The following is a 24,920-nucleotide window of genomic DNA, read 5'->3' on the forward strand; positions in this document are numbered from 1 at the left end:
GGGCGCGCCGCTCGGCTAAGGGCGCGCGCCATGACGATCTACGCGCAATTCGCCGCCCATCTCGACTCGATCCTCGACGCGCTGACCGCCGAGGAAACGCTGCCCGCCGGTCTCAACCGCCGCGCGGTGACGGTCGAGCCGCCGCGCGATGCGAGCCATGGCGACCTTGCCACCAACGCGGCGATGGTGCTGGCGAAGCCCGCGGGCACCAACCCGCGCGCGCTGGCCGAAGCGATTGCGGCGAAGCTGGGCGCGCTGCCCGAGGTCGCGTCGGTGGCCGTCGCAGGTCCGGGGTTCATCAACCTGACGCTTGCTGAGGATCGCTGGCGCGAGGAACTGCGCGCGATCCATGCGGCGGGCGGCGATTATGGCCGGTCGGACGGCGGGGCGGGGATCACCGTCAATGTCGAATATGTCTCGGCCAATCCGACCGGGCCGATGCACATGGGCCATTGCCGCGGCGCGGTGGTGGGCGATGCGCTGTCCAGCCTGCTGGAGCATGTCGGACACAAGGTCGTGCGAGAATATTATGTCAACGACGCGGGCGGCCAGGTCGACGTGCTCGCCCGCTCGGTCCACCTGCGCTATCGCGAGGCGCTGGGCGAGGACGTCGGTGCGGTGCCGGAGGGACTCTATCCCGGCGACTATCTGGTCCCGGTCGGCCAGGCGCTCGCCGCCGAATATGGTGACCGCTATGCCGCCGCGCCCGAGGGCGAGTGGCTGGCGCTGTTCCGCACCCGCGCGGTCGCTGCGATGCTGGAGCTCATCAAGGCCGACCTGGCGCTGCTCGGCATCCATCACGACCTGTTCTCGTCCGAAGCGGAGCTCCAGGCGGCGGGCAAGCCCGAGGAGGCCGAAGCGTGGCTGCGGTCGCGCGACCTCGTCTATGACGGCGTGCTCGAGGCACCCAAGGGCGAGACACCCGAGGACTGGGAGCCGGTGGAGCTGCCGCTGTTCCGCTCCACTCAGTTTGGCGACGATCAGGATCGGCCGATCAGGAAGTCGAACGGGCAATGGACCTATTTCGGTGCCGACCTCGCCTATCACTTCCAAAAGGCGGCGGGCGCGGACCAGCTGATCGACATCTGGGGCGCCGACCATGCGGGCACCGTCAAGCGCATCGTCGCGGCGGTTCAGGCGTTGACGGAAGGGCGGACGCGCTTCGACGTCAAGCTCATCCAGATGGTGCGGCTGCTGCGCGGCGGCGAGCCGGTCAAGATGTCGAAGCGGGCGGGCAATTTCGTCACGCTCGCCGACGTGGTCCGCGAAGTCGGCAAGGACGTCGTCCGCTTTACCATGCTGACGCGCAAGGCCGATGCGCAGATGGACTTTGACTTCGCCAAAGTGGTGGAGGCGTCGAAGGACAATCCCGTCTTCTACGTCCAGTATGCCCATGCCCGCGTCCATTCGCTGCGCCGGCGCGCGGGCGAAGCGGGGATCGCGCCGACCGACGCGCCCGATCTGTCCCGGCTTGACACGGCGGAGCTCGCGCTCGTCCAGCGGCTGGCGCAGTTCCCGCGCGTGGTCGAAGGGGCGGCGCAGGCGCGCGAACCGCATCGGATCGCCTTTTATCTCTATGACTTGGCGGCCGAGTTCCATGCCGCGTGGAACGCGGGCAACGACGATCCATCGCGCCGGACGGTGATCGCCGGTGACGCGACCTTAACGCAAGCGCGGCTTTATCTGGCGGATGCGATCGGGCAGATCATCCGGTCGGGCCTCGGCATCATGGGAGTCGAGGCGGTCGAGGAGATGAAGTGATGGCGCCAGCCGCCGACGACGCCGCAATGGCCGACGAGGATCGGCTGCCCTGGCTGGAAACGGTCGAGGAGCGGTATGAGGAAGGCGCGCCGATCGGCCGCGTGATTCTGCTCGTCGTGCTCGGTCTCGCCATCATCGGTGCGGCGATCGCGGGGCTCTATTGGTGGCAGGATCGCGCGCCGTCGACCGGCGGTGGCTCCGGCGAACTCATCAACGCGGCCGAGGGCGACTACAAGATCAAGCCCGACGAGCCCGGCGGCATGCAGGTCGCGGGCGAGGGCGACAGCGTGTTCAAGACGAGCGACGGCGGCCAGACCGCCAACGCCTCGGTCGACCTGTCCGCGGTGCCCGAGGCGCCGCTGGCAACCGGCGCGCGCCCCGCGCCCAAGGCGGCGCCGTCGCCCGCCGCGGGTGCCGCGCGCGTGACCGAGGCGGTGCCGCCGCCCTCGCGCAGCGACACGCCCGCGGGCAAGGCGGGCGTGCGCCTGCCCCCCGTCGCGACCGGCGGCGCGGGCGGGGCGATCGTCCAGCTCGGCTCCTTCCCCAGCGCCGCGGCGGCCAATGCGGCGTGGAAGCAGCTGTCGGGCCGCTTCGGCTATCTCGCCGGGCTCGGCCAGTCGGTGCAGCCGGCGGAGGTCAACGGGCGCACCGTGAACCGTCTCCGCGTCAACACCGGCAGCAACGCGCAGGCGCGCGAGGTTTGCGGCAAGCTGAAGGTCGCGGGCGAGGCGTGCTTCGTGGTGGCGGAGTAGGGGGGCGAGACGGTCGAAGGGGCCTGAGGACGAACTCTTTCTCGTCACCCCGGACTTGTTCCGGGGTCCACTTCGCAACTCGTCTGGCCGCTGGTTGAAGCGCGGTACTGCCACCACGCACGTTCGCCTGAGCGGCGAGGTGGACCCCGGAACAAGTCCGGGGTGACGGTTGGGGGCTTGGGACGCGAGCCGTTTCACGTCCAGCGTTCGTTTCGAGCGTCGTCGAGAAACGGCCCCACGCGCTCCCCCAGCGTTTCTCGACTTCGCTCGAAACGAACGCTGGCGGTGTTAGCGCCCCCTTCCGCGAAGGGCCACCCGCCGCTAACCCTCCTCCATGCTTCCCGTCATCTACGGCCTGTCCGGCCCGACGCTCACTGCCGACGAGCGCGCCTTCTTTCGCGATGCCGATCCGCTCGGCTACATCCTGTTCGGGCGCAACGTCGTCGATCGCGGCCAGCTTCGCGCGCTCACCGACGATCTGCGCGCGCTGTCCGGCCGTGACGACCTGCCCATCCTGATCGACCAGGAGGGCGGCCCGGTCGCGCGGTTGAAGCCGCCCGAATGGCCCGCCTTTCCTGCCGGCCCGGCCTTTGCCAGGCTGTGGGAGATCGCGCCCGTCTCCGCGATCGAGGCGGCGCGGGCGAACGCGCACGCGATCGGGCTGATGCTAAGCGAGGTTGGGATCAGCGTCGATTGCCTGCCACTGCTCGACGTCGCCGGTCCTGACACGACGCCCGCCATCGCCAGCCGCGCTTATGGCGAGGCGCCGATGCAGGTCGCCGCGATCGGCCGCGCGGTGCTCGACGGACTCGCCGCGGGCGGCTGCATCGGCGTGGTCAAGCACATCCCCGGCCACGGGCGCGCGCGCGTCGACAGTCACCACGAACTGCCGCGCGTGGCGGCGAGCGATGCCGAGCTCGAGATCGACCTCGAACCCTTTCGCACGCTGTCGCACGCGGGCATGGCGATGACCTGTCACGTCGTCTTCGAGGCCTGGGACGCCGAGCGGCCCGCGACGCTGTCACCCACGGTGATCGAGGAGGTGATCCGCGGCCGCATCGGCTTCGACGGTCTGCTCATGACCGACGACATCGACATGAAGGCGCTGTCGGGATCGGCCGGCGACAAGGCCGCAGGCGCGCTCGCCGCGGGCTGCGACGTGGTGCTCGACTGCTGGGCGCGGATGCCGGAGATGGTCGACATCGCCGGGCGATTGACGCCGGCCGGGGACGCAGTGCTCGCGAGGCTGGGGCGGGCGATGGCGGGGCGCTGCGCCGCTGAGGGTGACTTTGCGGAACTGGTCGCCAAGCGGGATGCGTTACTTGGGCTGCCCGTCGGTTAGCCACCTGTACGTGGTCGACGTTGTCGCCCACCAGCGGTTATGCGGCGAAGCTGGGTGACGATAGCTATGGCCACAATCCTATTGCCAATTGTCAAGGACGGCGTCGAGACTTGGCGAGCAGTGGAGGTCACGCCGTTTACGGGCAATGAATACCGCGTTGAAGGTGTTGAGCCAGCCGGAGAAGTTTGGAAATTCCCTCCCGGCAGCATCATCGACGTAAGATGGAAGAAGTTCGATAATGGCAACTGGCATCTGGTGCCCAATGGTCTGTCGCCCACGGTAGGTTCGATATTGCCCGATCATCGCGACCGAAACCTCGGAATATTCGCCGGAACGATACCGTTACTACTCGCCATGGTTTGGTTCATGAACAATGTCGATGGAGGGTTGAGGACGGCTTCGTTCCAGGTTGTTGCCATCTCGTACGCGCTCATCGCCGGATTCGTCAGCTTTCGGTACATGCCGAAGACATTGGTCCTCAGATGGACAGCATGGTCGGCGTTGGCGTTCGGTGCGCTGATGAGCGTTCTGATCTTATTTGGCTGATAGCAGGGGCATAGAATCCCTCCGACTTGCCCCCGCCGCCACCGTCATGCCAAGCATCGCCATGGCCGATGCCGACACGCTGACGATCTCGCTGGAGAGCTGGGAGGGGCCGCTCGACCTGCTCCTGGGGCTCGCGCGGACGCAGAAGGTCGATCTTCGGGCGATCTCGATCCTCGAACTGGTCGACCAGTATCTCGCATTCATCGCCACGGCGCGCGAGCTTAAGCTGGAGGTCGCCGCCGACTACCTCGTGATGGCGGCGTGGCTCGCCTATCTCAAATCCGCGCTGCTCCTCCCGCGCGATCCGGAGGAGACGCCGAGCCCGGAGGAGCTGGCGCTCCGCCTGACGCTGCGGCTCGCGCGTCTGGATGCGATGCGTGAGGCGGGGGCGCGGCTGATGGCGCGCGACCGGCTGGGGCGGGACGTGTTCCCCCGTGGCCGCCCGGAGGGGCTCAGGACGATCCGCCGCACGCGCTGGGATGCGAGCCTCTACGACCTCATCGCCGCCTATGGACGAGTGAGTGCGCGGTCGCGGCCGGTGCTCCACGTCGTGCGGCGGCGGCCTGTGATGACGCTGGAGACGGCGCTAGCCCGCGTGTCGGCGATGCTGGGCGAGGCGATCGACTGGACGGTGCTGGAACGCTTCATGCCCGAAGGCGGGGAGGCGGCGTGGCGGCGCTCGGCGCTGGCGTCGAGCTTCCTTGCCGCGCTCGAACTCGCCAAGCAGGGGCGCGTCGAGCTTGCGCAGGACGGGCCGTTCGCGCCGCTCTATGTCCGGGCGATCGCATGAGCCCGCCGGACGAGACGGTGCGCGCGGTCGAGGCGATCCTGTTCGCCGCTGCCGAGCCGCTGACGCCATCCGACATCGCCGCTCATCTGGGCACCGCCGACGGCATCGCCGCAGCGCTGGCAGCGCTGGAGGGCGACTATGCCGGGCGCGGCATCAATCTCGTCCGGCGCGGCGACCATTGGCATTTCGAGACGGCGGGCGACATGGCGCATGTCCTGCGCCGCGACCGCGAGGACAGCCGCCGGTTGAGCCGGGCGGGAATCGAGACGCTGGCGATCATCGCCTATCACGAACCCGTCACGCGAGCGGAGATCGAGGCGATCCGCGGCGTCCAGGTCGCGAAGGGAACGATCGACGTGCTGATGGAGGCCGGCTGGGTGCGCCCGGCCGGACGGCGTGAGGTGCCGGGGCGGCCGCTCACCTATGCGACCACCGCCGGCTTCCTCGATCATTTCGGGCTGGCGAGCCGCCGCGACCTTCCCGGCATCGACGATCTAAAGGCCGCGGGGCTGCTCGATCCGGTCGATCTCGCCCTTGAACACGTATCAGTGGAAAAGGGCGACGAGGACGCCTAGATAGAGGGAACCTCGAGGAGATTCGTGATGGGTAGTTTCAGCCTGGTCCATTGGCTGGTGTTCGGTGTGATCGCGATCCTGCTGCTGGGCGGCGGTCGTTTCTCGAACCTGATGGGCGACGTCGCCAAGGGCATCAAGAACTTCAAGAAGGGCATGGCCGAGGAAGAGGCCGAGCCGACGCGGATCGAGGCGCAGCGCGCCGCCGAGCCCGCCTACAAGACCGAAGAGCGCGCGCGCGAGCAGCGCTGACGCCGACCGGATGACGCGGCGGCGGGCATCGTGCTCGCCGACCGTACGATAGCGTACAGCGAAGGCGGGGCCGACAGGGCGAGATGCTCGATTTCAACATGAGCGAGATGATGGTGGTCGCCGTCGTCGCGCTGCTCGTCATCGGCCCCAAGGACCTGCCCAAGGCGATGCGCTTCGTCGGCTATTGGGTCGGCCGCGCGCGCGGGGTCGCGCGCCAGTTCCGCTCGGGCTTCGACGCGATGGTGCGCGAGGCCGAGCTCTCCGAAATGGAAAAGAAGTGGGCGGACGAGAACGCCCGCATCATGCGCGAGCATCCGCCCGAGCCCGAGGCGCAGCCCGTCGCGCTCGAAGGACCGCCGGCACCGGATGCTCCCGTCGCGGCTGAGGGCGCCGATGCGGCACCAGCCGGCCTGCCGCCGGCGACCACGCCGCAGCCCGTGATCCGCGACGAGGCTCCCGCCGCGCCCGTGCCGACCACCGATCCGGCCGAGAAGGGCCAGCCGTGAAGGATATCGACGACACCCAGGCGCCGCTGCTCGAGCACCTGATCGAGCTTCGCCGCCGGCTGTTCTTCTGCATGCTGACGATCGCGGTGGCGTTCGGCGTCTGCTATTATTTCGCCGAGCAGATCTTCGCCTTTCTGGTCCAGCCGCTGCTGGCGGCGGGGCAGAAGAAGGTGATCTTCACCCAGCTGTTCGAGGCGTTCTTCGTCCGCATCAAGGTCGCGTTCTTTGCGGCGATGATGATCTCGTTCCCGGTGCTCGCCAACCAGCTGTGGCAGTTCGTGGCGCCGGGGCTCTATCGCAGCGAGAAGAAGGCGCTGCTGCCCTTCATCCTGGCCACGCCGATCCTGTTCACGATGGGCGCGGCGCTCGCCTATTACGTCACCATCCCGGTGGCACTTCACTTCCTCCTCGGCTTCCAGGGCAATTTCGGCGGCATCCAGCAGGAGGCGTTGCCCTCGGTCGGCAACTATCTCTCCTTCATCATGCAGTTCCTGTTCGCGTTCGGCATCTCGTTCCTGCTGCCGGTGCTGCTGATGCTGCTGGAGCGGGCGGGCATCGTCACGCGCAAGCAGCTGGTCGGCGCGCGCCGTTATGCCATCGTCGCGGCGTTCGGCCTGGCGGCGGTGCTGACGCCGCCCGACATCGGTTCGCAGTTCCTGCTCGCGATCCCGATGATCCTGCTCTACGAGCTCGCGCTGATCGGCATCTGGTTCACCGAGCGCAAGCGCGCCAAGGTCGCCGCCGACGAGGCCAGCGAACCCGCCTGACACGAAAAAGGCCGCGTCCCGGCGTGGAACGCGGCCCTTCGCAATGCTTGGATTGTCGGCTTAGTTGGCTGCGTCTTCGACGGCCGAACCGGCCGACTTCACGTCCCTGCCGACGCCCTCGACGGTGTTGCACGCGCCGACCATCAGCGCACCTGCGACCATCGCCAGACCCAGAAGCTTGCGCATAATCATCTCCATCAAACGATACCGGTGGCGACACAATGCCGCGCACGGGCTTTCGTTCCGGAGGTGCAATCAGCGATGTTGGGGAGAGACGGTAAAGGCCTGGAAGCGTCGCCGGGGGGGGGGGAGGGTCGACGCTTCCAGGCCTCATGTCGCGGACAGCGAGAGCGGGGGGGCAAAAGGTCGCTGTCCGAAGGTCTGAACGAGCACTCGCCACCGGGGTTCCGGCGCGGTCGATTTTTTTTAGGCGCGCCCGATCACCGGCACCGCGATCTCATAGGCGCCGCTCAGCGGGTCATGGTGGAGCGGCGATCGGAGCTGCCGCGCGAGACCCGCGATCACCCGGCCATAGCGGGTCGCGAGCAACGCTTCCAGTTCGTCGGTCTGGATCAGCCCGGTCGACACGACGCGCAGCGTCCCGATCTTCGGATCGTCGGCGCGCTCGCGAAGGCTGATGCGCGCCTGTGTTTCCGGATTGGCGGTCATCGCCAGCTCGAGCAGTTCGGTGACGAGGAAGGCGACGGCGATCGCGGTGTCCTGCGACACCATCACCGGCTCGACCTCGACCAACACGGCAAAGCGCTGCGCGCTCTGGGGCGCGCCGGCGCGGATGCCGGCGGCTAGCTCGCCGATCACCGCGCGCATCTCGACGCCGCGATTCTCCTCAAGCTCGGCGAAGTGATAGCGATGGACGACCGCCAGCGCGTCGACGCGCCGCTGGATCGAGGCATAGGCGGCGGCCGCCTCGGCGCTCTCGGCGCCGCGCGCGTGGAAGTTGATGAGGCTGGAGATGACCTGAAGGTTGTTCTTGACGCGGTGGTGCACCTCGCGGGTCAGCTTGGTCTGACGAACGAGCCCCTCGGCCAGCCCAGCCTCGTGCGCGACGACGGTGCGGGTGATGTCGCGGAACGTCTCGCCCAGCTGGCCGATCTCGGTCGCGGGAACCGCGCCGTAATCGACGGGGCCGAGGATCGTGCCCGGCGCATAGGCGCCGACGCTGGTGCGCAGCCGGCGGAGCGGGCGGATCAGCAGCCGGTCGACGACGAACCATGCGATCGCGGCGGCGAAGATCCACATCAGGAACGGCAGCAGCATCGCCACCACCAGCGGGGAGGTGATCGGCGCGCCGCGGACAGTCATCTCAACGACCAGGCCGTCGATGCCGATCGGCGTGGCGGCGTTTTCCGTCCGGCTGAGCACTCCCGAACCTTCGAGCACGTCGAGATCAACCGCTTCCTCGTCGTCCCGCAGCGTCAGGCCGTTTTCCGGAACGACGCCGCTCGGCCGGGCGATGGGGGCGAGGAAAGTCGTCGGGAAGAAGGCGGTGCCGACCACCTCGTCGCGCGTGTCGGCGATCGCGAGGACGATGCCGTCGTCGACTACCCGAGCGGCGATGCGGCCGGGGAACAGCTCGCCGCGATCGATGCTCTGGTTGGGAGCGAGCGGGCTGCCGCAGAGCAGGCGTCCGCTGCGTTCGTTGATCGCGAAGCGAAGGCCGGCGGCGTATTGCTGCGCGAACACGCCCTGCGTCCGGGCGCAGACGGCATCGTTGGTGCGGTCGGCGGCAAGCGCCGCGACCGCGCTGCGAAGTGCGCTCATGTCGCCGAGCAGTTCGTTCGACAGCGTTCGCGCGCTTTCGGCAAGCGCTACGCGCAGCTGCGATCGCGCTTCCAGGTCGGCGATCCGCGTCGTCTGAACGGTGGCGAGGAACGCGATCAGCGCCAGCGGCAGCAGCGCGCCGCCCAGGATCAGGAAGACGCGCGCGCCCGTCGGCAGCCGCGAGAGCCAGCGCCGCTTGTCGCTGTCGGGGTCGTCGCTGGAATTGTCGGATGCAGGGTCGGTCATCGCCATCCAACGCTAGCGCAAAATGGGCGGCAAACCATCGCTGTTCGAGAAAAGAGCCGCGCGCGCCGCGCGATCACGAGGCGTGGGACGTGCGAATCAGCCGAGCTTCTTGAGAAGGTCGAGCAGATCGTCCGGCACCTGTTCCTCGACAGCTTCCCGATAGACGGCACGAAGGGCGTCCCCGACATTCTTGTTCTGCGGCTTGGACGGTTCCGTCGTACTGGGTTTCTTCTGTTCTGAACGCACGACGTCCCCCTGCAGCCCGTTCACCCCCTTGCCGGATCACGGGTACGACAATGTCCAGAGGCGCCATCGCAGCGCCCCGCCGTTCGCGCAATCGTTGCGCAGTCGGTGCGATGAAACCAAAAAGCGCGTCGTTGGTTCCGTGGGTCGTGGCATTTCCGGGGGGAAGGCTCCTTCGCCTATCCGCGTCGTCACGAAAAGACCGAACGGCCGTCCGTTTCAGGCGGCAGTGGAGGAGACTGAAATTACCATGTCGCTTGGCCAGCAGCTTGCCCCGCATCTTCCTTTTCTCCGTCGGTATGGCCGTGCGCTAACCGGCAGCCAGACCGAGGGCGACCGCTATGTCCGCGCGACGCTGGAGGCGATCGTCGCCGCGCCCGACCAGTTCCCGCGCGACGTCGACCCGCGCCTCGGCCTGTATCGCACGTTCCAGGCGATCTGGGGCTCGACCCAGATTGACGAGCATGACGGCGGCGACTTGAGTGCGCAGGGCAGCGACCAGGAGGCGATCGCCCGCGCCCGCCTCGCCCGGATCGCGCCGCTGTCGCGCCAGGCGCTGCTGCTGACCGCGATGGAGGGCTTCACCGTCGAGGACACCGCGTACCTGATCAACGTCGACACGCCCGAGGTCGATGCGCTGGTCGCCGACGCGCTTGCAGAGATCGAGCAGCAAACGCGCGCCCGCGTGCTAGTGATCGAGGACGAGCCGATCATCGCCATGGACTTGGAGACGATCGTCCGCGACCTGGGCCACGAGGTGACCGGCGTCGCCGTGACCCGCGACGAGGCGGTGGCGCTGGCGATGGAGGATCGCCCCGGCCTGGTCCTCGCCGACATCCAGCTGGCCGACGACAGCTCGGGCATCGACGCGGTCAAGGATATCCTGGCGCAGTTCAACGTGCCGGTGATCTTCATCACCGCCTTCCCCGAGCGCCTGCTGACGGGCGAGCGGCCGGAGCCGACCTTCCTCATCACCAAGCCGTTCCAGCGGTCGACGGTGAAGGCGGCGATCAGCCAGGCGCTGTTCTTCGACCAGTCGACGGTCCCCGCGGCGGCGTAACGCCGCGGGAAACCGGCAAAAGTAACGGACCCAAAACGAAGCTGGGGGGTTGAAGCGTCATGGCCGATCCAAACGAACAAGTGCACATCGACACCGACCGCGCGCGCGCCGGGTCGACCCCCCACATGACCCGCTATATCCTGCCGATCTCGCTGGCGCTGGTGATCGCGATCTTCGCATATCTGGTGCTGGCCTGAGTACGGTACAGCCGCGACCGATCGCGCCGGGGGTGGCCATTGCCGAGCCGGCCCCCTATGTTCTCGAGCCGGCCCGCGTCACGCTTGGCCTTTCCGAACGGAGCCGCATGTCTGAGTCTGCCGATGAAGAGCCGGGCGGCGTCGAGCCCGAGCGCGAGCATGTCTCGCTGTCGGACCCCGAGTTCAAGGCGCAGCTGACGCAGGTCATCCCGCACCTGCGCGCATTCGGCCGCTCGCTGTCGGGCAGCCGCGATACGGCCGACGATCTGGTGCAGGAGACGCTCCTCAAGGCTTGGGCCGCGCGCAAGCGCTTCCAGGCGGGCACCAACATGCGCGCATGGACCTTCATCATCCTGCGCAATCTCTATCTCAGCCAAATGCGCCGTGCGCGCTTCAAGGGCGAGTGGGACGATCTGGTCGCCGACCGGCTGCTCGCCGCGCCGGCCAGCCAGGATCGCCATGTCGAGCTGACCGACATGCAGCGCGCGTTGCTGCATCTGCCGCGTCCGCAGCGTGAAGCGCTGATCCTCGTCGGCGCGGGCGGCTTCGCCTATGAGGAAGCGGCCGAGATCTGTCAGGTGGCGGTCGGCACGATCAAGAGCCGCGTGGCCCGCGGCCGTGTCGCGCTCGAAAACCTGTTGACCGACGGATCGCTCCCCAGTCGCGCGTTGCACCAGATGGGCGACAAGAGCGCGCTCGACACGATCATGGGCGAGGTCGACGATCTCAGCCGCGATCGTGACATCCACTGATCGCACTCAGCCAAAAAATCAACGTTGAGCCTGTCGAGATGCTGCGCTTGCTTCGCCCGTGCGGGTGAAGGGGGCGGGCATTTCGGCAGGCCCAACGCGTAAGGGCTGCTGTCGGTATTAATTAGGTCGGGCAGACCGCGTCGATTTTACGACCGGCCGACCGTCTGCTGGTCGAGTTCGCGCAGCAGCCGCACCATGTCGTCGGGCAGGCCGTCGCCGCGGCCATAGGCACAGCGGAGCGTCTCGCTCAGGCGATCGGGCGCGCTGGGCGGCGCAACCTGGAAGCGCTGAAATGCGTGGCGCTGCGTGGACGACGAGTGGTTCATGGATGCTATAACGCAGGTCAAGGTCGATCGTTTCTTGACAATACGGCCTTTCCGTCGCTTCGGCGCAACTGTGACATGAACGAGACGGTAAACTCCCAAGCAATTTCCGCTGCATTGACGCGGGCATGCGACGAATCGCCGTTCCTGAAGCTTGCCGCACAGCGCGAGCCCGGCGTGGCGAGCGATCCCGCGCGGCTGCTCCTCGATCCGCTTGTGGCGGTCTTTGACGGGCTCGACGGCTTGCCGGTCGCGACCCGGTTGCGGCGTGCGCGGTGGCGGATTGCCTTGCTTGCGGCGCTGGGCGACCTGTCGGGCGAGTGGTCGCTGGAGACGGTGGTCGGGACGCTGACCGAATTCGCCGATCGGGCGCTCGACATCGCAATCCGCGCGGCTATCGCGGAACGGACGCCGGATGCCGACCCCGTCGGGTTCGTCGCGATCGCGCTCGGCAAGCAGGGCAGTCGCGAGCTCAATTATTCATCCGATATCGATCCGATCCTGCTGTTCGATCCCGAAACGCTGCCGACACGCCCGCGTGAGGAGCCACAGGAAGCGGCGGTGCGGATCGGCAAGCGCGTGGTCGAGCTGCTCCAGGCGCGCGACGGCGACGGCTATGTCCTGCGCGTCGACCTGCGCCTTCGCCCATCCAGCGAGGTGACGCCGATCGCGCTGCCGGTCGAGGCGGCGATCGGCTATTACGAGTCCGCTGCGCTGCCATGGGAGCGCGCGGCGTTCATCCGCGCGCGCGCCTGTGCCGGCGACGTTGCGCTGGGCGAGCGCTTCCTTGCCGCGATCCGGCCGTTCGTCTGGCGGCGCAGCCTCGACTTCGGGGCGATCGCCGAGATCCGCGGCATCACCGCGCGCATCCGTGACCATCATGCGCAGGGGCAGGCATTCGGACCAGGATACGACCTGAAGCGCGGGCGCGGCGGCATTCGCGAAGTCGAGTTCTTCGCGCAGGTGCACCAGCTGATCCATGGCGGGCGCGAACCGGCGCTGCGCGTGCCCGCGACGCTCGACGCGCTCGCGGCACTGGGGGCGGCAGGCCGCATCGACGCGCGCGATGCCGAGACGCTCGCCGCCGCCTATCGCCGGCTGCGCACGGTCGAGCATCGGGTGCAGATGATCGACGATCGCCAGACGCATGCGCTGCCCGCGGGCGAGGCGCTGGATCGGGTGGCGCGGCTCGACGGGCTGGCGGACGGTGCGGCGTTGCTCGCGGACCTCTCCGCCCATGTCGAGGCGGTCGGCCCGATCTATGACGCGATCGAGCCCGACACCGCCGATCGCCTGCCCGATGCCGAGGCGGGGCTTGCCACGCGATTGAGCGAGGCCGGATTCGCCGATCCGGCGAGCGCCGTGCGCCGTGTCGCCGAATGGCGGTCGGCCGCCTATCCGGCGCTCCGGTCAGCGCCGGCGCGCGCGGCGCTGGAGGATGTGTTGCCCGGCCTGATCGCGGCGCTGGGCGAGGCGCCCGATCCCGATGCGGCGCTGCTGCGGTTCGACCGGATGCTGGCTGGCTTGCCGAGCGCGATCAACTTCTTCCGACTGATCGACGCGCAGCCGCAGCTTGCCCGACTGCTCGCGACGGTGTTGTCGCTGGCGCCGACGCTGGCCGACGCGCTGGGGCGGCGGGCCGAGCTGCTGGACGGGTTGATCGACGCGAGCGCGCTGGAGCCGGTGGGCGAGGTCGCCGACCTGGTCCGCGCGATGGCGGCGGGGCGGCTGGAGTATGAGCAGCGGCTCGACCATGTCCGCCGCGTCGTCGCGGAAACCCGCTTCGCGCTCGGCGTGCAGATCGTCGCGGGCGTGCGCGATCCGCTGGAGGTCGCGGGCGGCTATGCCCGCCTTGCCGAGGCGGCGATCGAGGCGCTTGCCGCGGCCACGGTCGCGGAGTTCGAGCGCGCGCATGGCCGGGTGTCGGACAGCGAGCTCGTCATCCTCGCCCTGGGCCGGCTGGGCGGCGGCGCGCTGACGCATGCCAGCGACCTCGACCTCGTCTATCTTTTTACCGGCGACCATGCGGCCGAGAGCGACGGAAAGCGGCCGCTGGGCGCCGTTCATTACTACAACCGACTGGCGCAGCGGGTGACGGCGGCCCTGTCGGTGCCGACCGCGTCCGGCCCGCTCTATCCGGTGGACACGCGGCTGCGGCCTTCGGGCAATCAGGGCCCACTGGTCGTGTCGCTGGAGGGGTTCCGCCGCTACCAGACCGAGAGCGCGTGGACGTGGGAGCATATGGCGCTGACCCGCGCGCGGCCGGTGTTCGGCTCGGCCCAGGCGCGCGAGCGGACGCAGGCGATCATCGCCGCGGTGCTCGGCGGCGAGCGGCCCGAGCGCGACATCGCCGCCGACGCGCGGACGATGCGGGCCGAGATGCGCGCGCACAAGCCGGCGCAGGGGCCGCTCGATGCCAAGCTGCTCGACGGCGGGCTCGTCGACCTGGAATTCGCGGTGCATGTCCGGCAGCTTGCGCACCGCGCCGGCTTCTCGCCCGATCTTGCCGCCGCGATCCTGATGCTGGCGGAGGCGGGGCTGGTCCCGCCCGACCTGATCGCCGCGCACGATCTGCTGACACGGCTGATCGTCACATTGCGGCTGGTCGCGCCCGATGCGCAGGTGCCGCCGCCCCCGACTCAGGCCCTGATTGCCCGCGCACTCGGCCTCGCCGATTGGAACGCGGTGACGACCGCGATGGATCGGGTGCGCGAACAGGTCTGCGCGGCGTGGGAAGCGGCACAAGGAGACGAATGATGAAGGAAGGCGACCCGATCCCGGCGGTCAAGGTGACGCTGCCCGATGGCAGCGAGCGGTCGCTTGCCGAGTATGCCATGCCGCTGGTCGTCTATTTTTATCCCAAGGACGACACGTCGGGCTGCACCAACGAGGCAAAGGACTTCTCCGCCGCGATGGCCGACTTCGCGGCGGCGGGGGTCGAGGTGCTCGGCATCTCCAAGGACCCGCCCGCCAAGCACGCGAAGTTCACCGCCAAGTACGAGCTGACCGTCCCGCTCGCCACCGACGCCGACGACCGCGTGTGCGAGGCGTTCGGCACCTGGGTCGAGAAGTCGATGTACGGCAAGAAGTACATGGGCATCGAGCGTGCGACCTTCCTGTTCGGCAAGGACGGCAAGCTCGCGCGCGTCTGGCGCAAGGTGAAGGTGCCGGGCCACGTCGCCGAGGTGCTGGAGGTCGCGAAGACGCTGTGAGCCGGAGCGTTGCCGAAGCGGTGCATGCCGTCCTCACCGCGGCCGAGCCGCGCGAGAAGGTGAAGGCGGCGCGGGCGGCGTCGCGCGACTGGCGGATGGGGCGGCTCGATCACCGTTTCGACGTGGCCATGCCCGATCGACCCGCGCGCCCGGCGGCGCCCGAGCTGCTGCCGCCCAACCGCATGCCCAAGCGCGGTCGCGGCGGGTCGGAGCGGGGTCGCATCGCGTTGATCCACGCGCTTGCCCATATCGAGTTCGTCGCGATCGACCTCGCCTTCGATGCGGTGGGGCGGTTCGGGGCGGAGTTCCCGCGCGGCTTCGTCGACGACTGGATGGCGGTGGGCGCCGACGAGGCGATGCACTTCGCGGTGATCGAGCGGCGGTTGCGCAGCCTGGGCAGCTTTTATGGCGCGATGCCGGCGCATGACGGGCTATGGGACGCCGCCTTTGCGACGCGGCACGATGCGCTGGGCCGGCTGGCGGTCGTGCCGATGGTGCTGGAGGCGCGCGGGCTGGATGTAACGCCGCAGACGATCGACCGGTTCGCCAGCGCCGACGACGCGCCGACCGTGCGCATCCTTCGCCGCATCCTGACCGACGAGATCCGCCACGTCTCGGCGGGCACGCGCTGGTACGGGTGGGGGTGCGTCCGGGATTCGCTGAACCCGGCCGAGCACTGGCAAAGCCTGGTTTCCCGCTACTTTCGGGGAGCCATTAAGCCACCGTTCAACGATTCAGCGCGCGCCGCAGCCGGTTTGACGCGCGATTTCTATGCGCCCCTTGCTGACACCAATGTTACCGGACACACAGCCTGACGTCACGAGACGCGGGTGGGGCTGCGAACGGGACATCTTCACAAGCGGCCGGGCATCCTGCCCGCTCCCGCGTGTCTGGGTCGCAAGCGCTTTATGTCTGAACTGTCGAACGCCAATAACGTACCGACCCGGCAAAAGGCTCCTTTCCTCCGTACCCGCCAGTTCCTGATCCACGATGGCCGCAAGGCGCGCCGCGTGGCGGTCAAGCCGATCCACCAGCTGATGCTCGCGGGCGCCGCGATGGCGACGCTGTCGATGAGCGGCTATGGCGCGGTCCAGGCGATGACCGCCCCCGACGGCAAGGTAGAGGCGATGCAGGCCGAGGTCGCCAAGATGCGCGCCGACGTCGTCGCAGTCCGCGATGCGGCAAAGGCGCATGCCGCCCGCGTCGAAAAGCGCCAGGCGCTGATCGCCGCGGTGCTGAGCGGCAGGGGCGATCCCGAGCAGCTCGCCGACCTGGCCGAAGCGCCCGAGCTTCGCGCCGAGGCCGCTGCCGCCCAGATCCTCGCGCCGCTGCACCAGGTCGAGGCGCGTCAGGTCGAATATGCGATGGCCGCGCGCGAGGCGACCGACGCCCGCCTCGCCGCCACCGCGCGCCAGCTCAAGAAGCTGGGCGTCAAGCCCGAGCGCGTCCTGGCCCGCGCCGGCATGGGTGGGCCGCTGATCCCGCTCGACAGCAAGGACGCCGCCGAGGCCGCGGCCGACACCAATGCCGATGCGCAGTTCCGCTCGCTGTTCCAGAGCTGGAAGAAGCTCGACACGCTCGAGCAGGCGGTGATCGCCATTCCGTCGCTCCAGCCGGTCGAGAACGTCGCGCTCACCTCTTCGTTCGGCGTCCGCTCCGACCCGTTCCGCGGCACCGCCGCGATGCATGCCGGCGTCGACATTCCCGGCCCGATCGGCACGCCGGTCTATGCGACCGCTGACGGCATCGTGTCGCGCGCACAGCGCGCCGGCGCGTACGGCAACCTCGTCGAGATCAATCACGGCAAGGGCATCGAGACGCGCTACGGCCATCTCAGCAAGATCCTGATCGGCGGCAGCACGCGCGTGAAGCGCGGCCAGCTGATCGGCCTGATGGGTTCGACCGGCCGTTCGACCGGTAGCCACCTCCATTACGAGGTCCGCATCGGCGGTCGCGCGGTCAATCCGCTTCCCTATATGCAGACCGCCGATCTTCTGTTAGGGGCGCAGGACAAGGCGCTGCGCCAGCGCGGCGCCGTCGGCGGCCCTGCCAAGTAAGGCCGCCACCAGGGTTTGAGAGGTAGGGGAGGAGAGGGGTCGTCCATTGATGGCGACCCCCACTTCCCTTATCTCCACCTCCATGACCGACCTCCACACCGCCGCCGACATCGCGCTGAGCCCCGCCGCTGCCGCGCGCGTCGCCGCCATTGCCGATCGCCAGAAAAAGCCAGCGATCCTGCGCCTTTCAGTCGAAGGGGGTGGGTGCTCGGGCTTCCAGTACCGCTTCGGTCTCGCCGAATGGGTCGATAGCGACGACAGCGTGGCCGAAACCAATGGCGTCAAGCTGGTAGTCGATTCGGTCAGTCTGGACCTCGTCCGGGGAGCGGAGGTCGATTTTGTCGAATCGCTCGGCGGCGCGGCGTTCCGGGTGAACAATCCGGTCGCTGCCTCGGGCTGCGGCTGCGGCACCAGCTTCTCGGTCTGACGGCGCACGTGCGGATCGTCAGCTACAACGTCAACGGCATCAAGGCGCGGCTGCCCCGCCTCCTCGAATATCTCGAGGAGCAGCAGCCCGATGTCGTCTGTCTTCAGGAACTCAAGTCGAGCGACGAAACCTTTCCGGAGGCCGATATTCGGGGCGCCGGGTACGGCGCGGTGTGGCACGGACAGAAGGGCTTCAACGGCGTCGCGATTCTGGCCAAGGGCGCCGATCCGTTCGAGCGTCAGCGGGGCCTGACGGGCGAGCCGGAGGACGAGCATAGCCGCTATTTGGAGGCCGAGGTGGATGGCGTCGTCATCGCCTCGATCTACCTGCCCAACGGCAATCCGGTGCCCGGTCCCAAATTCGACTACAAGCTGCGCTGGATCGAACGATTGTCGGCGCGTGCGCGCGATCTGCTCGCCGAGGAGCGGCCGGTGGTGCTGGCGGGCGACTATAACGTCATTCCCAATGACGACGACACCTTCTCCGTCCGCGCGATGGAAAGCGATGCACTGATGCAGCCTGAATCGCGCCAAGGCTATCGCCGGCTGGTCGCGCAGGGGTGGACCGATGCGCTGCGCACGCGCTTTCCCGGCGGCGGCGTCTGGACGTTTTGGGACTATCAGGCGGGCGCATGGCAGCGCGACGCGGGGTTCCGCATCGATCATCTGCTGCTCAGCCCGACTGCCGCCGACCGCCTAGTCGATGCCGGCGTCGACAAGGAATATCGCGGGCGGGAGAAGGCGAGCGATCACGCGCCGACCTGGGTACGGCTGCGCTGAGCCGTTAACCGGACGACAGCCTCTGCGGATTAGGGTCTGCGGCTTCACTGGGGGTGAAGATGGAAGCGGGCGGGTTCGGACTGGCGGCGAATGTCGGCGTGGCGCTGTTGTTCGCGCTGAGCTTTGGCGCGATCGCCGCAACCGACCCCAGCCAGCGCCACGCGCGACTGTTCGCTGCCGCCTATCTGCTCGGCATGTTGACGCCGCTGTGCGAGCTGCTGGTCCGCTATACCTCACTGCCGACCTTCTTCTCGCTTGCCGGTTATGCGAGCTTTCTCGCCTCGATGCTCGTCACCGCGTACAGCGTCGCGACCTTCTTCGGCCAGCGCAGCTCGCGACGATTGCTGATGGCGCTGTTCGTCGGCGGCGTCGCGCTCCGGATGATGATCTGGGGCGGACCGCGCGACTGGCTCCCTTACGAGCTTGCCTATCAGGCGCCGTTCGCGCTCGCGATGCTGGCGGCGACGCTTGCCGCCTCGCGCGTGCGGCCGCGACGGCTGCTGACCGTCGTGCTCACGGTCGATTTCGCGCTGGTGGCTGCGCATTTTCCGCTGAAGGCGGTCGCGTCCGTGTGGCTCGGTTCGGGCGCTACCGCGCGCGATTATGCCGCGAGCAACTATGCCGCGCTGTCCCAAGCGGTGACGGGGCTGCTGCTCACGTCCGCGGGACTCGTCCTGTTGCTGCTGGTGCACGAAGCGGCGGTGCTGCGGTCGCGGAGCGAGGCGAACAGCGATCCGATGACCGGCCTCGACAATCGCCGCGGTTTCTTCGCGCGGCTCGATCGGTTGCTGGCCGAGGCCGACCGGTCGCACCGGCCGGTACCGGTGGTGCTGTTCGACCTCGACCAGTTCAAGGCGATCAACGACCGGCACGGCCACGCCGCCGGCGACCGGGTGATCGGTGCGTTCGCAGCGGTCCTGGAGGCGCATGTGCCGCCGGGCGGCGCAGTAGCACGGCTGGGCGGCGAGGAGTTCGCGATGGTGCTGCCGGGGCTCGGCCTCGACGCCGCCTGGCGCTTGGCCGAGCGGGTGCGCCATGTCGCGGCGACGGCGCCGGTGGAGGGGATCGCCTATACCGTCAGCGGCGGCGCGGCCGAGCGAATGCCTGGCAGGCCGATGGACGCCGCGCTCGCCCGCGCCGACCGCGCGCTCTACGCGGCGAAGGCGCAGGGTCGCAACCGCATCGCCCGCGCCGCCGCCGAGCCCGAGCGCGGCGCCGAGATCCTGGCGCTCGACCGGGCGGGTTGAGCACCGGCGGATTTCGCCAACCCTTCGCAGCTTCTGCCGACTACAAGTGTAATCGACAGTCGTTACACCGGCAACTTGTTGAAAACAGGGGACCGGCCGATCTGGCACGCGCCGTGCAATCTTCCGTGCGTCGCCAGCCCCCGCAGCGACGCAAAGTGGAGGAGGACCCCATGTCGATCATTACGAGCACCGCCATCTTCGTCGCCAGCCTTGGCATCGCCGCCGCGGCGCCCGCGCTTGCCGAAGATCCCAAGCCGGCTGGCGCGCCGGCGCGTCCTGCGGCGTCGGTCCCCTATCAGGCGTCGGACAGCACGCGCGTCTGCATCCGCGACACGATCACCGGCTCGCGCGTGCCGCGCAAGGTCTGCAACACGATGAAGGACTGGAAGGCCAAGGGCATCGACCCGTTCCAGCGCTGATCGCGACGACACCGCTCCGGGGCCGTGTGCCCCGGAGCCGGCGGATCAGAGCGCTTTCTCGAAGATCGTGTAGCGCTTGTTGATCCGGCTCTGGATCGCGTCGGCGATCGCGATCATCCCCTGATTGTCGTCGAGGATCCAGCCGATCTCCCCGCGCGATGCGCCGTAATGCGCGACCGCGTCGCGGCGGATATATTCGATCATCATGAAGGCGAGCTGGCTCGCCATTCGCGACGCCTGAAGCCGCTTGACCACGCCCATCAGCGGCACGCGCATCGTCCGCGCCTTGGGCCGGCGCAGCCACAGGAGCAGCTTGGCCCAGCCGAAGGGGAGGAGGTTGCCCTTGAGCGGCGCCACCGCCTCGTTGAGGTCGGGCAGCGTAATCATGAACGCCACCGGCTCGCCATCCAGTTCGGCGATGCGGATGAGGTCGTTGAACACGATCGGCTTCAGCTTCTTGCCGACATCGTCGATCTCTGGCTGGGTCAGCGGCACGAAGCCCCAATTGTCGCCCCAGGCGTCGTTGAGGATGCCCAGGATGATCGCCGCTTCCTCGGCGAATTTCGCCTTGTCGACCTCGCGCACGCGGATGCGCGCATTGCGCTCGCCCGCGGCGACGATGCGCTGGACGATCGGCGGGAATTCCTGGGTAATGTCGAGCTCGTAGGTGACGAGTTCCTTCGCCGGCGTATAGCCCGCCGCCTCGACCCAGCCGCGCTGTTCGGGCTTGTTGTGGCCCATCAGCACCGTCGGCGGATGATCGAAGCCTTCGGTCAGGAGGCCCGGCTGTTCCCAGATCGACAGGCTGATGGGGCCGAGCGCGCGCGTCAGCCCCTTGCCCTTCAGCCATGCTTCCGCCGTGCGGATGAGCGCGGCCGCGACCTCGCCATCCTCTGCCTCCAGCAGGCCCCATTGGCCGGTGCCGGGACCAAAGCCGCGGTCGGCGGGCATGGTCAGCGCGAGCGTGTCGACATGCGCGGAAATGCGACCCACCACCTTGTCGCCGCGCTCGGCGAGGAAGAGCTGGCCCTCGGCATGGCTGAACCAGCCGTTCTTCTTGGGGCTGATCGTTTCCGCCACTTCCTGTCGCAGCGGCGGTACCCAGTTCGGGTCGTCGGCGTTCAGGCGATAAGCAAGGTCGATGAAGGCGCGGGTATCGGCCTTGGTGGCGACGGGGCGAACCTGGATCATGGGAGCTTCACGTCCTCCTGCGGGGCGACGCTGTCAAGCGTCCAGAACCGCCGGATTGCACGCCAACATACTGCCACTATCTCATGTCAATGGATGCGATCATGAACATGCTGACGGTGAACCAGATCGACGCGAGCGGCGTCGCCGCGCGGCGGATGGCGGCGCCGGTGCGCGACCGCATGGCGGAGGACAAGGCGATGCTCCGCACCGCCGCCGAGCTGACGCGCGACCTGTTGAAGCCCAATCCGACGATCTACTGGACCGACCTGATCGCGTCGAGCGCGCTGGGCTATGGCGCGTTGATCGCGTCGATGACGCTGGCTTCGACCGGCTGGGCGGTGGCGGCGTTCGTCGTCGCGGTGCTCGCGCTCTATCGCGCGGCGAGCTTCATCCACGAAGTGAGCCACATCAAGCATTCGGCACTGCCGGGGTTTCGCACCGGCTGGAACGCGCTGATCGGCGTGCCGCTGCTGGCGCCGTCGTTCCTGTATGAGGGCGTCCACAACCTCCACCATCAGCGGACCAAGTACGGCACCGCCGACGATCCCGAATATCTGCCGCTGGCGCATATGAAGCCGTGGAGCGTGCCGCTGTTCGTGCTGGTCGCCGCGCTGGCGCCGATCGGCTTCCTGATCCGCTTCGGCATCATGGTGCCGGTCGGGCTGGTCAGCCCGAAGCTGCGCGCCGAGATCGATGCGCGCTTCTCGGCGCTGGCGATCAATCCCGACTTCCGCCGCCGTCCGATCGAGGGCGAGGCGCTGACGCTGTTCCGCCGCTACGAGCGCGCGGCGAGCGTCTGGGCGATCACGCTGGTGGCGCTGACGGTTGCGGGCGTCGTGCCGCTCAAGGCGTTCGCCATCTATCTCGGCGCGATCTCGGCGCTGATGATCATCAACCAGGTCCGCACGCTCGTCGCCCATCTCTGGGAGAATGAGGGCGAGGCGATGTCGGTGACGTCGCAGTATCTCGACTCGGTCAACGTGCCGCCGCCGGGAATGCTGCCGTTACTGTGGGCGCCGGTGGGCCTGCGCTATCATGCGCTCCACCATCTCCTGCCGGGGCTGCCCTACCACTCGCTGGGCGAGGCGCATCGCCGTTTGTCCGGCGTGCTGGAGGCGCATTCGCCCTTCCATGCCGCGAACCATCGCGGATTGCCGGGGCTGCTCGTGCGGCTGGTGCGCGGGACGTTGGGCCAGCGCTGAGCGCGCTGGTGCTCCCGCGCAGGCGGGAGCCCAGGGTGGCGAACGCTGTTCCGCGTGGCTCTGTGCTCCAGCCTGCGCGGGAGCACGGCACCGTTCACCCGTTCGTGCTGAGCTTGTCGAAGCACGTGTCAAAGCGTAGCGCCACATAACACGTCCTTCGACAGGCTCAGGACGAACGGGGTGTCAGTTTATTCCTCCGTCCGGATCAGCACCGCTTCGCCGATCAGGAAGAACAGCAGGAACGGCGCCCACGCCGCGAGGAAGGGCGGGTAGGCACCGAGATTGCCCATCGCAAGCGCGAAATTGTCGGCGACGAAGTATGCGAAGCCGAGCCCCATGCCGATCACCGCGCGGACGAACAGCTTGCCCGACCGCGCGACACCGAACGCCGCGACGGCGCCCAGCAGCGGCATCAGCACGGACGACAGCGGGCCGGACAGCTTGTGCCATAGCGCGCCTTCTAGCGCCTTGGTCGGGCGACCGGCGGTCTCCAGCTCGTCGATTGCGCTCGCCAGGGCAGAGAAGGACAGGCCGTCGGCATCGACGCTGGCGAGCGTGAACTGGTCCGGGCTGATGCCGTCGCCGATATGCGCGCTGCCCAAATTCTCGAGCCGGCCCGCCGCGACGTCGAACCGCTTGGCACCCTCGACGCGCCAGCCCTGACCCTCGCGCCGGCCGGTGGTGGCGCTCAGGACCGAGCGGAGCGTGCCGCCGTCGCGGACATAGAGCGTGATGCCCGCGATCCGCACGGCGTCGCCGCGGCCCGCGACCTGGCGGACGTTCATCAGGTTGTTGCCCTCTCGCACCCACACGTTGGCGCGGTCGCCGCGATCGACGGGGAGGGGGCCGTAATCGACCCGCTGCCACTGGTCGAGCGTGGCGGTGGCGCGGGCGACGACGCGCTCGTTGAAGGTGAAGCTCACCACCGCGACGCCGAGCGCGGTGACGATCAGCGGCGCCAGCACCTGATGCGCCGACAGCCCGGCCGCCTTCATCGAGACGACCTCGCTGTTCTGGTTGAGCGTCGACAGTGTGATGATCGTGCCGAGCAGCACCGCAAAGGGCAGGAAGCGGGCGATGATCTCCGGCGTGCGAAGGCTGACATAGCGCAGCACCTCGCCCTGGCCGTTGCCCGCATAGGCAAGGATGCGGCCGCTTTCGGAGAGCAGATCGAGCGCCTGGAGGACGAGCACCAGCGCCGCCAGGATGGCGAAGGTGCGCACCAGGAACATCTTGCCCATGTAGAGCGTGACGGTGCGCGACGGGAAGAAGCTGGCCGCGCTCATGCCATCCGCCTCCGGCCGGGCAGTCGCCGGGCGATCGCCGATGCCGCCTTGCCGAACCAGCGTTCGAGCGCGGCGATCGGCTGGCCGCCGGGGACATAGGCGGTCTGATAGAACATCCAGACGATCAGCGCGGCGAACACCGTGAACGGTCCCCACAAGGCGATGATCGGATCGACGCGGCCGAGCCCGCCGATCGCTTCGCCATATTCGTTGATCTTGTGATAGGTCACGATCATCACGATCGACAGGAAGACGCCCAGCGCCGAGGACGATCGCTTCGGCGGGATGCCGAGCGCGAGCGCCAGCAGCGGCAGCAGGAACATCGTCGCCACCTCGACCACGCGGAAGTGGAAGGCGGCGCGGCTGGTGTCGCGGATCTCCTCCGTCACGCGCGGATCCTTGCCGAGCACGACGAGCTCCGGCAGCGTGCGTTCGAGGTTGCGGTCGCCGCGCGCGCGGAACTGGCCGAACTGCGGCAACGGGATCGGCAAATCGTGACTGGTGAAGGTCAGTACGCGCGGCTGGGTGAAGCCGGGCGAATTATGGACCAGCGCTCCGCGCGTCAGGCGGAAGATGATCGTGTTGGGATCGTCGGTGCGCAGGAACTGGCCCTTTTCGGCGGTCGCGGCGTACCAGCTGTTATCCTTCGACCGGAAATGGACGAAGATGCCCGACAGGTCGGCGCCGTTCTTGCGGCTTTCCTCGATACGGAGCGCCATGTCGGGGCCGAAGCTCGTAAACTCGCCGACCTTGATCGAGGCGCCGAGCGCACCCGAGCGCAGCTCGAACCGCAGCTCCTCATAGGCGTAGCGCGCCTTGGGCTGGACATAGCCGACGATCGCCAGGTTCAAGGCGGCCAGCGCAATCGTGTAGAGATAGGGGACGCGCAGCAGCCGCGAATAGCTCATGCCGACACCGCGCAGCACGTCGAGCTCGCTTTGCGCCGCAAGCTTGCGGAAGGCGAGGAGGATGCCGAGCATCAGCCCGATGGGAATGCCGAGGCCGAGATATTCGGGCAGCAGGTTGGCCAGCATCTTCCACACGACGCCGACCGGGCCGCCCTCTGTTGCGACGAAGTCGAACAGGCGCAGCATGCGGTCGAGCACCAGCAGCATCGCCGCGATGACCAGGGTCGAGAACAGCGGCACCGCGATCAGGCGGGCCATGTAGCGGTCGATCGAGGCCATGGGGGCTGTGGCGGTGCCTTTT

The 24,920-nt window shown here is 68.3% G+C and carries 28 protein-coding genes; 21 read left to right on the forward strand and 7 right to left on the reverse strand.

What is annotated here, in order from left to right; translation table 11 throughout:
• Positions 1-30 precede the first annotated feature (30 nt).
• The 9 genes from argS (at position 31) to tatC (ending at position 7,288) form a co-directional block, all read left to right on the forward strand.
• A complete protein-coding gene (argS, locus tag RS883_RS04605; RefSeq protein ID WP_315763138.1) occupies positions 31-1,761 on the forward strand; it encodes an arginine--tRNA ligase in 1,731 nt (576 codons plus the stop codon).
• Positions 1,761-2,513: an SPOR domain-containing protein gene (locus RS883_RS04610; RefSeq protein WP_315763139.1), complete on the forward strand. Its 753-nt coding sequence runs from the start codon at positions 1,761-1,763 to the stop codon at positions 2,511-2,513. The genes argS and RS883_RS04610 overlap by 1 nt, the downstream gene beginning before the upstream one ends.
• Before the next feature lie 334 nt (positions 2,514-2,847).
• Positions 2,848-3,855, forward strand: coding sequence for a glycoside hydrolase family 3 N-terminal domain-containing protein (locus tag RS883_RS04615; RefSeq protein ID WP_315763141.1), 1,008 nt, complete (start codon positions 2,848-2,850; stop codon positions 3,853-3,855).
• A 120-nt stretch (positions 3,856-3,975) separates the two neighbouring features.
• The gene (locus RS883_RS04620) at positions 3,976-4,401 is read left to right on the forward strand and encodes a hypothetical protein (RefSeq protein ID WP_315763143.1); all 426 of its coding nucleotides are present in this window, start codon (positions 3,976-3,978) and stop codon (positions 4,399-4,401) included.
• A 46-nt stretch (positions 4,402-4,447) separates the two neighbouring features.
• Positions 4,448-5,191, forward strand: coding sequence for a segregation and condensation protein A (locus tag RS883_RS04625; RefSeq protein ID WP_409977389.1), 744 nt, complete (start codon positions 4,448-4,450; stop codon positions 5,189-5,191).
• Positions 5,188-5,766 carry an SMC-Scp complex subunit ScpB gene (scpB, locus tag RS883_RS04630; RefSeq protein ID WP_315763145.1) on the forward strand — a complete coding sequence of 193 codons (579 nt, stop codon included), beginning with the start codon at positions 5,188-5,190 and terminating at the stop codon, positions 5,764-5,766. The genes RS883_RS04625 and scpB overlap by 4 nt, the downstream gene beginning before the upstream one ends.
• A 27-nt stretch (positions 5,767-5,793) precedes the next feature.
• Complete coding sequence (locus tag RS883_RS04635) at positions 5,794-6,015, forward strand: twin-arginine translocase TatA/TatE family subunit (RefSeq protein WP_315763147.1); 222 nt, start codon at positions 5,794-5,796, stop codon at positions 6,013-6,015.
• A gap of 83 nt (positions 6,016-6,098) precedes the next feature.
• Positions 6,099-6,521, forward strand: coding sequence for a Sec-independent protein translocase protein TatB (tatB, locus tag RS883_RS04640; RefSeq protein ID WP_315763149.1), 423 nt, complete (start codon positions 6,099-6,101; stop codon positions 6,519-6,521).
• Positions 6,518-7,288: a twin-arginine translocase subunit TatC gene (gene tatC / locus RS883_RS04645; RefSeq protein WP_315763150.1), complete on the forward strand. Its 771-nt coding sequence runs from the start codon at positions 6,518-6,520 to the stop codon at positions 7,286-7,288. Before tatB ends, tatC begins: the two co-directional genes overlap by 4 nt.
• Before the next feature lie 60 nt (positions 7,289-7,348).
• Here the strand turns inward: tatC and RS883_RS04650 are convergent, their stop codons facing one another.
• The 3 genes from RS883_RS04650 to RS883_RS04660 form a co-directional block, all read right to left on the reverse strand.
• Entirely contained in the window at positions 7,349-7,474 is a 126-nt protein-coding gene (locus RS883_RS04650) for an entericidin A/B family lipoprotein (protein WP_315763152.1), read from the reverse strand.
• Between the two features lie 240 nt (positions 7,475-7,714).
• Positions 7,715-9,316 (reverse strand): sensor histidine kinase, encoded by a 1,602-nt coding sequence (locus RS883_RS04655; RefSeq protein ID WP_315763154.1) that lies wholly within the window; start codon positions 9,314-9,316, stop codon positions 7,715-7,717.
• 96 nt (positions 9,317-9,412) lie between these two features.
• Positions 9,413-9,586 carry a NepR family anti-sigma factor gene (locus tag RS883_RS04660; RefSeq protein ID WP_315763156.1) on the reverse strand — a complete coding sequence of 58 codons (174 nt, stop codon included), beginning with the start codon at positions 9,584-9,586 and terminating at the stop codon, positions 9,413-9,415.
• 223 nt (positions 9,587-9,809) lie between these two features.
• Between RS883_RS04660 and RS883_RS04665 the strand changes: the two genes are divergently transcribed.
• From RS883_RS04665 to RS883_RS04675, 3 genes are all read left to right on the forward strand, one after another.
• Positions 9,810-10,619: a response regulator gene (locus RS883_RS04665; protein ID WP_315763158.1), complete on the forward strand. Its 810-nt coding sequence runs from the start codon at positions 9,810-9,812 to the stop codon at positions 10,617-10,619.
• Positions 10,620-10,678: 59 nt separating this feature from the next.
• Complete coding sequence (locus RS883_RS04670; protein ID WP_315763160.1) at positions 10,679-10,816, forward strand: hypothetical protein; 138 nt, start codon at positions 10,679-10,681, stop codon at positions 10,814-10,816.
• Positions 10,817-10,923: 107 nt separating this feature from the next.
• Positions 10,924-11,568, forward strand: coding sequence for a sigma-70 family RNA polymerase sigma factor (locus tag RS883_RS04675; RefSeq protein ID WP_315763162.1), 645 nt, complete (start codon positions 10,924-10,926; stop codon positions 11,566-11,568).
• A 146-nt stretch (positions 11,569-11,714) separates the two neighbouring features.
• Here the strand turns inward: RS883_RS04675 and RS883_RS04680 are convergent, their stop codons facing one another.
• Positions 11,715-11,894 (reverse strand): hypothetical protein, encoded by a 180-nt coding sequence (locus tag RS883_RS04680; RefSeq protein ID WP_315763164.1) that lies wholly within the window; start codon positions 11,892-11,894, stop codon positions 11,715-11,717.
• 75 nt (positions 11,895-11,969) lie between these two features.
• On the opposite strand from RS883_RS04680, the gene RS883_RS04685 reads away from it, so the two are divergent.
• From RS883_RS04685 to RS883_RS04720, 8 genes are all read left to right on the forward strand, one after another.
• Positions 11,970-14,648, forward strand: coding sequence for a bifunctional [glutamine synthetase] adenylyltransferase/[glutamine synthetase]-adenylyl-L-tyrosine phosphorylase (locus RS883_RS04685; protein ID WP_315763166.1), 2,679 nt, complete (start codon positions 11,970-11,972; stop codon positions 14,646-14,648).
• Positions 14,645-15,103, forward strand: coding sequence for a peroxiredoxin (locus tag RS883_RS04690; RefSeq protein WP_315763168.1), 459 nt, complete (start codon positions 14,645-14,647; stop codon positions 15,101-15,103). The genes RS883_RS04685 and RS883_RS04690 overlap by 4 nt, the downstream gene beginning before the upstream one ends.
• Positions 15,100-15,918: a ferritin-like domain-containing protein gene (locus tag RS883_RS04695; protein ID WP_315763170.1), complete on the forward strand. Its 819-nt coding sequence runs from the start codon at positions 15,100-15,102 to the stop codon at positions 15,916-15,918. Before RS883_RS04690 ends, RS883_RS04695 begins: the two co-directional genes overlap by 4 nt.
• 93 nt (positions 15,919-16,011) lie before the next feature.
• Positions 16,012-17,160 carry a M23 family metallopeptidase gene (locus RS883_RS04700; RefSeq protein ID WP_315763172.1) on the forward strand — a complete coding sequence of 383 codons (1,149 nt, stop codon included), beginning with the start codon at positions 16,012-16,014 and terminating at the stop codon, positions 17,158-17,160.
• A gap of 49 nt (positions 17,161-17,209) precedes the next feature.
• Positions 17,210-17,587 carry an iron-sulfur cluster insertion protein ErpA gene (erpA, locus tag RS883_RS04705; RefSeq protein ID WP_409977390.1) on the forward strand — a complete coding sequence of 126 codons (378 nt, stop codon included), beginning with the start codon at positions 17,210-17,212 and terminating at the stop codon, positions 17,585-17,587.
• Positions 17,588-17,595: 8 nt separating this feature from the next.
• Positions 17,596-18,366 carry an exodeoxyribonuclease III gene (gene xth / locus RS883_RS04710; protein ID WP_315763173.1) on the forward strand — a complete coding sequence of 257 codons (771 nt, stop codon included), beginning with the start codon at positions 17,596-17,598 and terminating at the stop codon, positions 18,364-18,366.
• 59 nt (positions 18,367-18,425) lie between these two features.
• On the forward strand, positions 18,426-19,613 hold the full coding sequence (locus tag RS883_RS04715; RefSeq protein WP_315763175.1) for a GGDEF domain-containing protein: 1,188 nt from the start codon (positions 18,426-18,428) through the stop codon (positions 19,611-19,613).
• 170 nt (positions 19,614-19,783) lie between these two features.
• Positions 19,784-20,032, forward strand: a complete 249-nt coding sequence (locus RS883_RS04720; RefSeq protein ID WP_315763177.1) for a hypothetical protein — start codon at positions 19,784-19,786, stop codon at positions 20,030-20,032.
• A gap of 45 nt (positions 20,033-20,077) precedes the next feature.
• On the opposite strand, the gene RS883_RS04725 is transcribed toward RS883_RS04720, so the two are convergent.
• The gene (locus tag RS883_RS04725) at positions 20,078-21,223 is read right to left on the reverse strand and encodes an N-acetyltransferase (protein ID WP_315763179.1); all 1,146 of its coding nucleotides are present in this window, start codon (positions 21,221-21,223) and stop codon (positions 20,078-20,080) included.
• Between the two features lie 89 nt (positions 21,224-21,312).
• Between RS883_RS04725 and RS883_RS04730 the strand changes: the two genes are divergently transcribed.
• A complete protein-coding gene (locus RS883_RS04730) occupies positions 21,313-22,425 on the forward strand; it encodes a fatty acid desaturase family protein (protein ID WP_409977391.1) in 1,113 nt (370 codons plus the stop codon).
• Positions 22,426-22,613: 188 nt separating this feature from the next.
• On the opposite strand, the gene lptG is transcribed toward RS883_RS04730, so the two are convergent.
• Both lptG and RS883_RS04740 read right to left on the reverse strand, forming a co-directional pair.
• Entirely contained in the window at positions 22,614-23,711 is a 1,098-nt protein-coding gene (lptG, locus tag RS883_RS04735; RefSeq protein WP_315763181.1) for an LPS export ABC transporter permease LptG, read from the reverse strand.
• The gene (locus tag RS883_RS04740; protein ID WP_315763183.1) at positions 23,708-24,898 is read right to left on the reverse strand and encodes an LptF/LptG family permease; all 1,191 of its coding nucleotides are present in this window, start codon (positions 24,896-24,898) and stop codon (positions 23,708-23,710) included. Before RS883_RS04740 ends, lptG begins: the two co-directional genes overlap by 4 nt.
• Positions 24,899-24,920 lie beyond the last annotated feature (22 nt).

Origin of the sequence: Sphingomonas sp. Y38-1Y, from assembly GCF_032391395.1 — a bacterium.
Classification (GTDB): Bacteria; Pseudomonadota; Alphaproteobacteria; order Sphingomonadales; family Sphingomonadaceae; genus Sphingomonas.

Bases quoted from the DNA above. Each gene is read 5' to 3' on its own strand.
- RS883_RS04680 (WP_315763164.1), bottom strand. From the start codon at position 11,894: ATGAACCACTCGTCGTCCACGCAGCGCCACGCATTTCAGCGCTTCCAG.
- RS883_RS04700 (WP_315763172.1), top strand. From the start codon at position 16,012: ATGTCTGAACTGTCGAACGCCAATAACGTACCGACCCGGCAAAAGGCT.
- RS883_RS04685 (WP_315763166.1), top strand. From the start codon at position 11,970: ATGAACGAGACGGTAAACTCCCAAGCAATTTCCGCTGCATTGACGCGG.
- lptG (WP_315763181.1), bottom strand. From the start codon at position 23,711: ATGAGCGCGGCCAGCTTCTTCCCGTCGCGCACCGTCACGCTCTACATG.
- RS883_RS04625 (WP_409977389.1), top strand. From the start codon at position 4,448: ATGCCAAGCATCGCCATGGCCGATGCCGACACGCTGACGATCTCGCTG.
- RS883_RS04650 (WP_315763152.1), bottom strand. From the start codon at position 7,474: ATGCGCAAGCTTCTGGGTCTGGCGATGGTCGCAGGTGCGCTGATGGTC.
- RS883_RS04615 (WP_315763141.1), top strand. From the start codon at position 2,848: ATGCTTCCCGTCATCTACGGCCTGTCCGGCCCGACGCTCACTGCCGAC.
- RS883_RS04670 (WP_315763160.1), top strand. From the start codon at position 10,679: ATGGCCGATCCAAACGAACAAGTGCACATCGACACCGACCGCGCGCGC.
- scpB (WP_315763145.1), top strand. From the start codon at position 5,188: ATGAGCCCGCCGGACGAGACGGTGCGCGCGGTCGAGGCGATCCTGTTC.
- RS883_RS04665 (WP_315763158.1), top strand. From the start codon at position 9,810: ATGTCGCTTGGCCAGCAGCTTGCCCCGCATCTTCCTTTTCTCCGTCGG.
- RS883_RS04610 (WP_315763139.1), top strand. From the start codon at position 1,761: ATGGCGCCAGCCGCCGACGACGCCGCAATGGCCGACGAGGATCGGCTG.
- RS883_RS04715 (WP_315763175.1), top strand. From the start codon at position 18,426: ATGGAAGCGGGCGGGTTCGGACTGGCGGCGAATGTCGGCGTGGCGCTG.
- tatB (WP_315763149.1), top strand. From the start codon at position 6,099: ATGCTCGATTTCAACATGAGCGAGATGATGGTGGTCGCCGTCGTCGCG.
- RS883_RS04730 (WP_409977391.1), top strand. From the start codon at position 21,313: ATGGATGCGATCATGAACATGCTGACGGTGAACCAGATCGACGCGAGC.
- RS883_RS04675 (WP_315763162.1), top strand. From the start codon at position 10,924: ATGTCTGAGTCTGCCGATGAAGAGCCGGGCGGCGTCGAGCCCGAGCGC.
- erpA (WP_409977390.1), top strand. From the start codon at position 17,210: ATGGCGACCCCCACTTCCCTTATCTCCACCTCCATGACCGACCTCCAC.
- RS883_RS04740 (WP_315763183.1), bottom strand. From the start codon at position 24,898: ATGGCCTCGATCGACCGCTACATGGCCCGCCTGATCGCGGTGCCGCTG.
- RS883_RS04655 (WP_315763154.1), bottom strand. From the start codon at position 9,316: ATGACCGACCCTGCATCCGACAATTCCAGCGACGACCCCGACAGCGAC.
- RS883_RS04720 (WP_315763177.1), top strand. From the start codon at position 19,784: ATGTCGATCATTACGAGCACCGCCATCTTCGTCGCCAGCCTTGGCATC.
- RS883_RS04725 (WP_315763179.1), bottom strand. From the start codon at position 21,223: ATGATCCAGGTTCGCCCCGTCGCCACCAAGGCCGATACCCGCGCCTTC.
- RS883_RS04635 (WP_315763147.1), top strand. From the start codon at position 5,794: ATGGGTAGTTTCAGCCTGGTCCATTGGCTGGTGTTCGGTGTGATCGCG.
- argS (WP_315763138.1), top strand. From the start codon at position 31: ATGACGATCTACGCGCAATTCGCCGCCCATCTCGACTCGATCCTCGAC.
- RS883_RS04690 (WP_315763168.1), top strand. From the start codon at position 14,645: ATGATGAAGGAAGGCGACCCGATCCCGGCGGTCAAGGTGACGCTGCCC.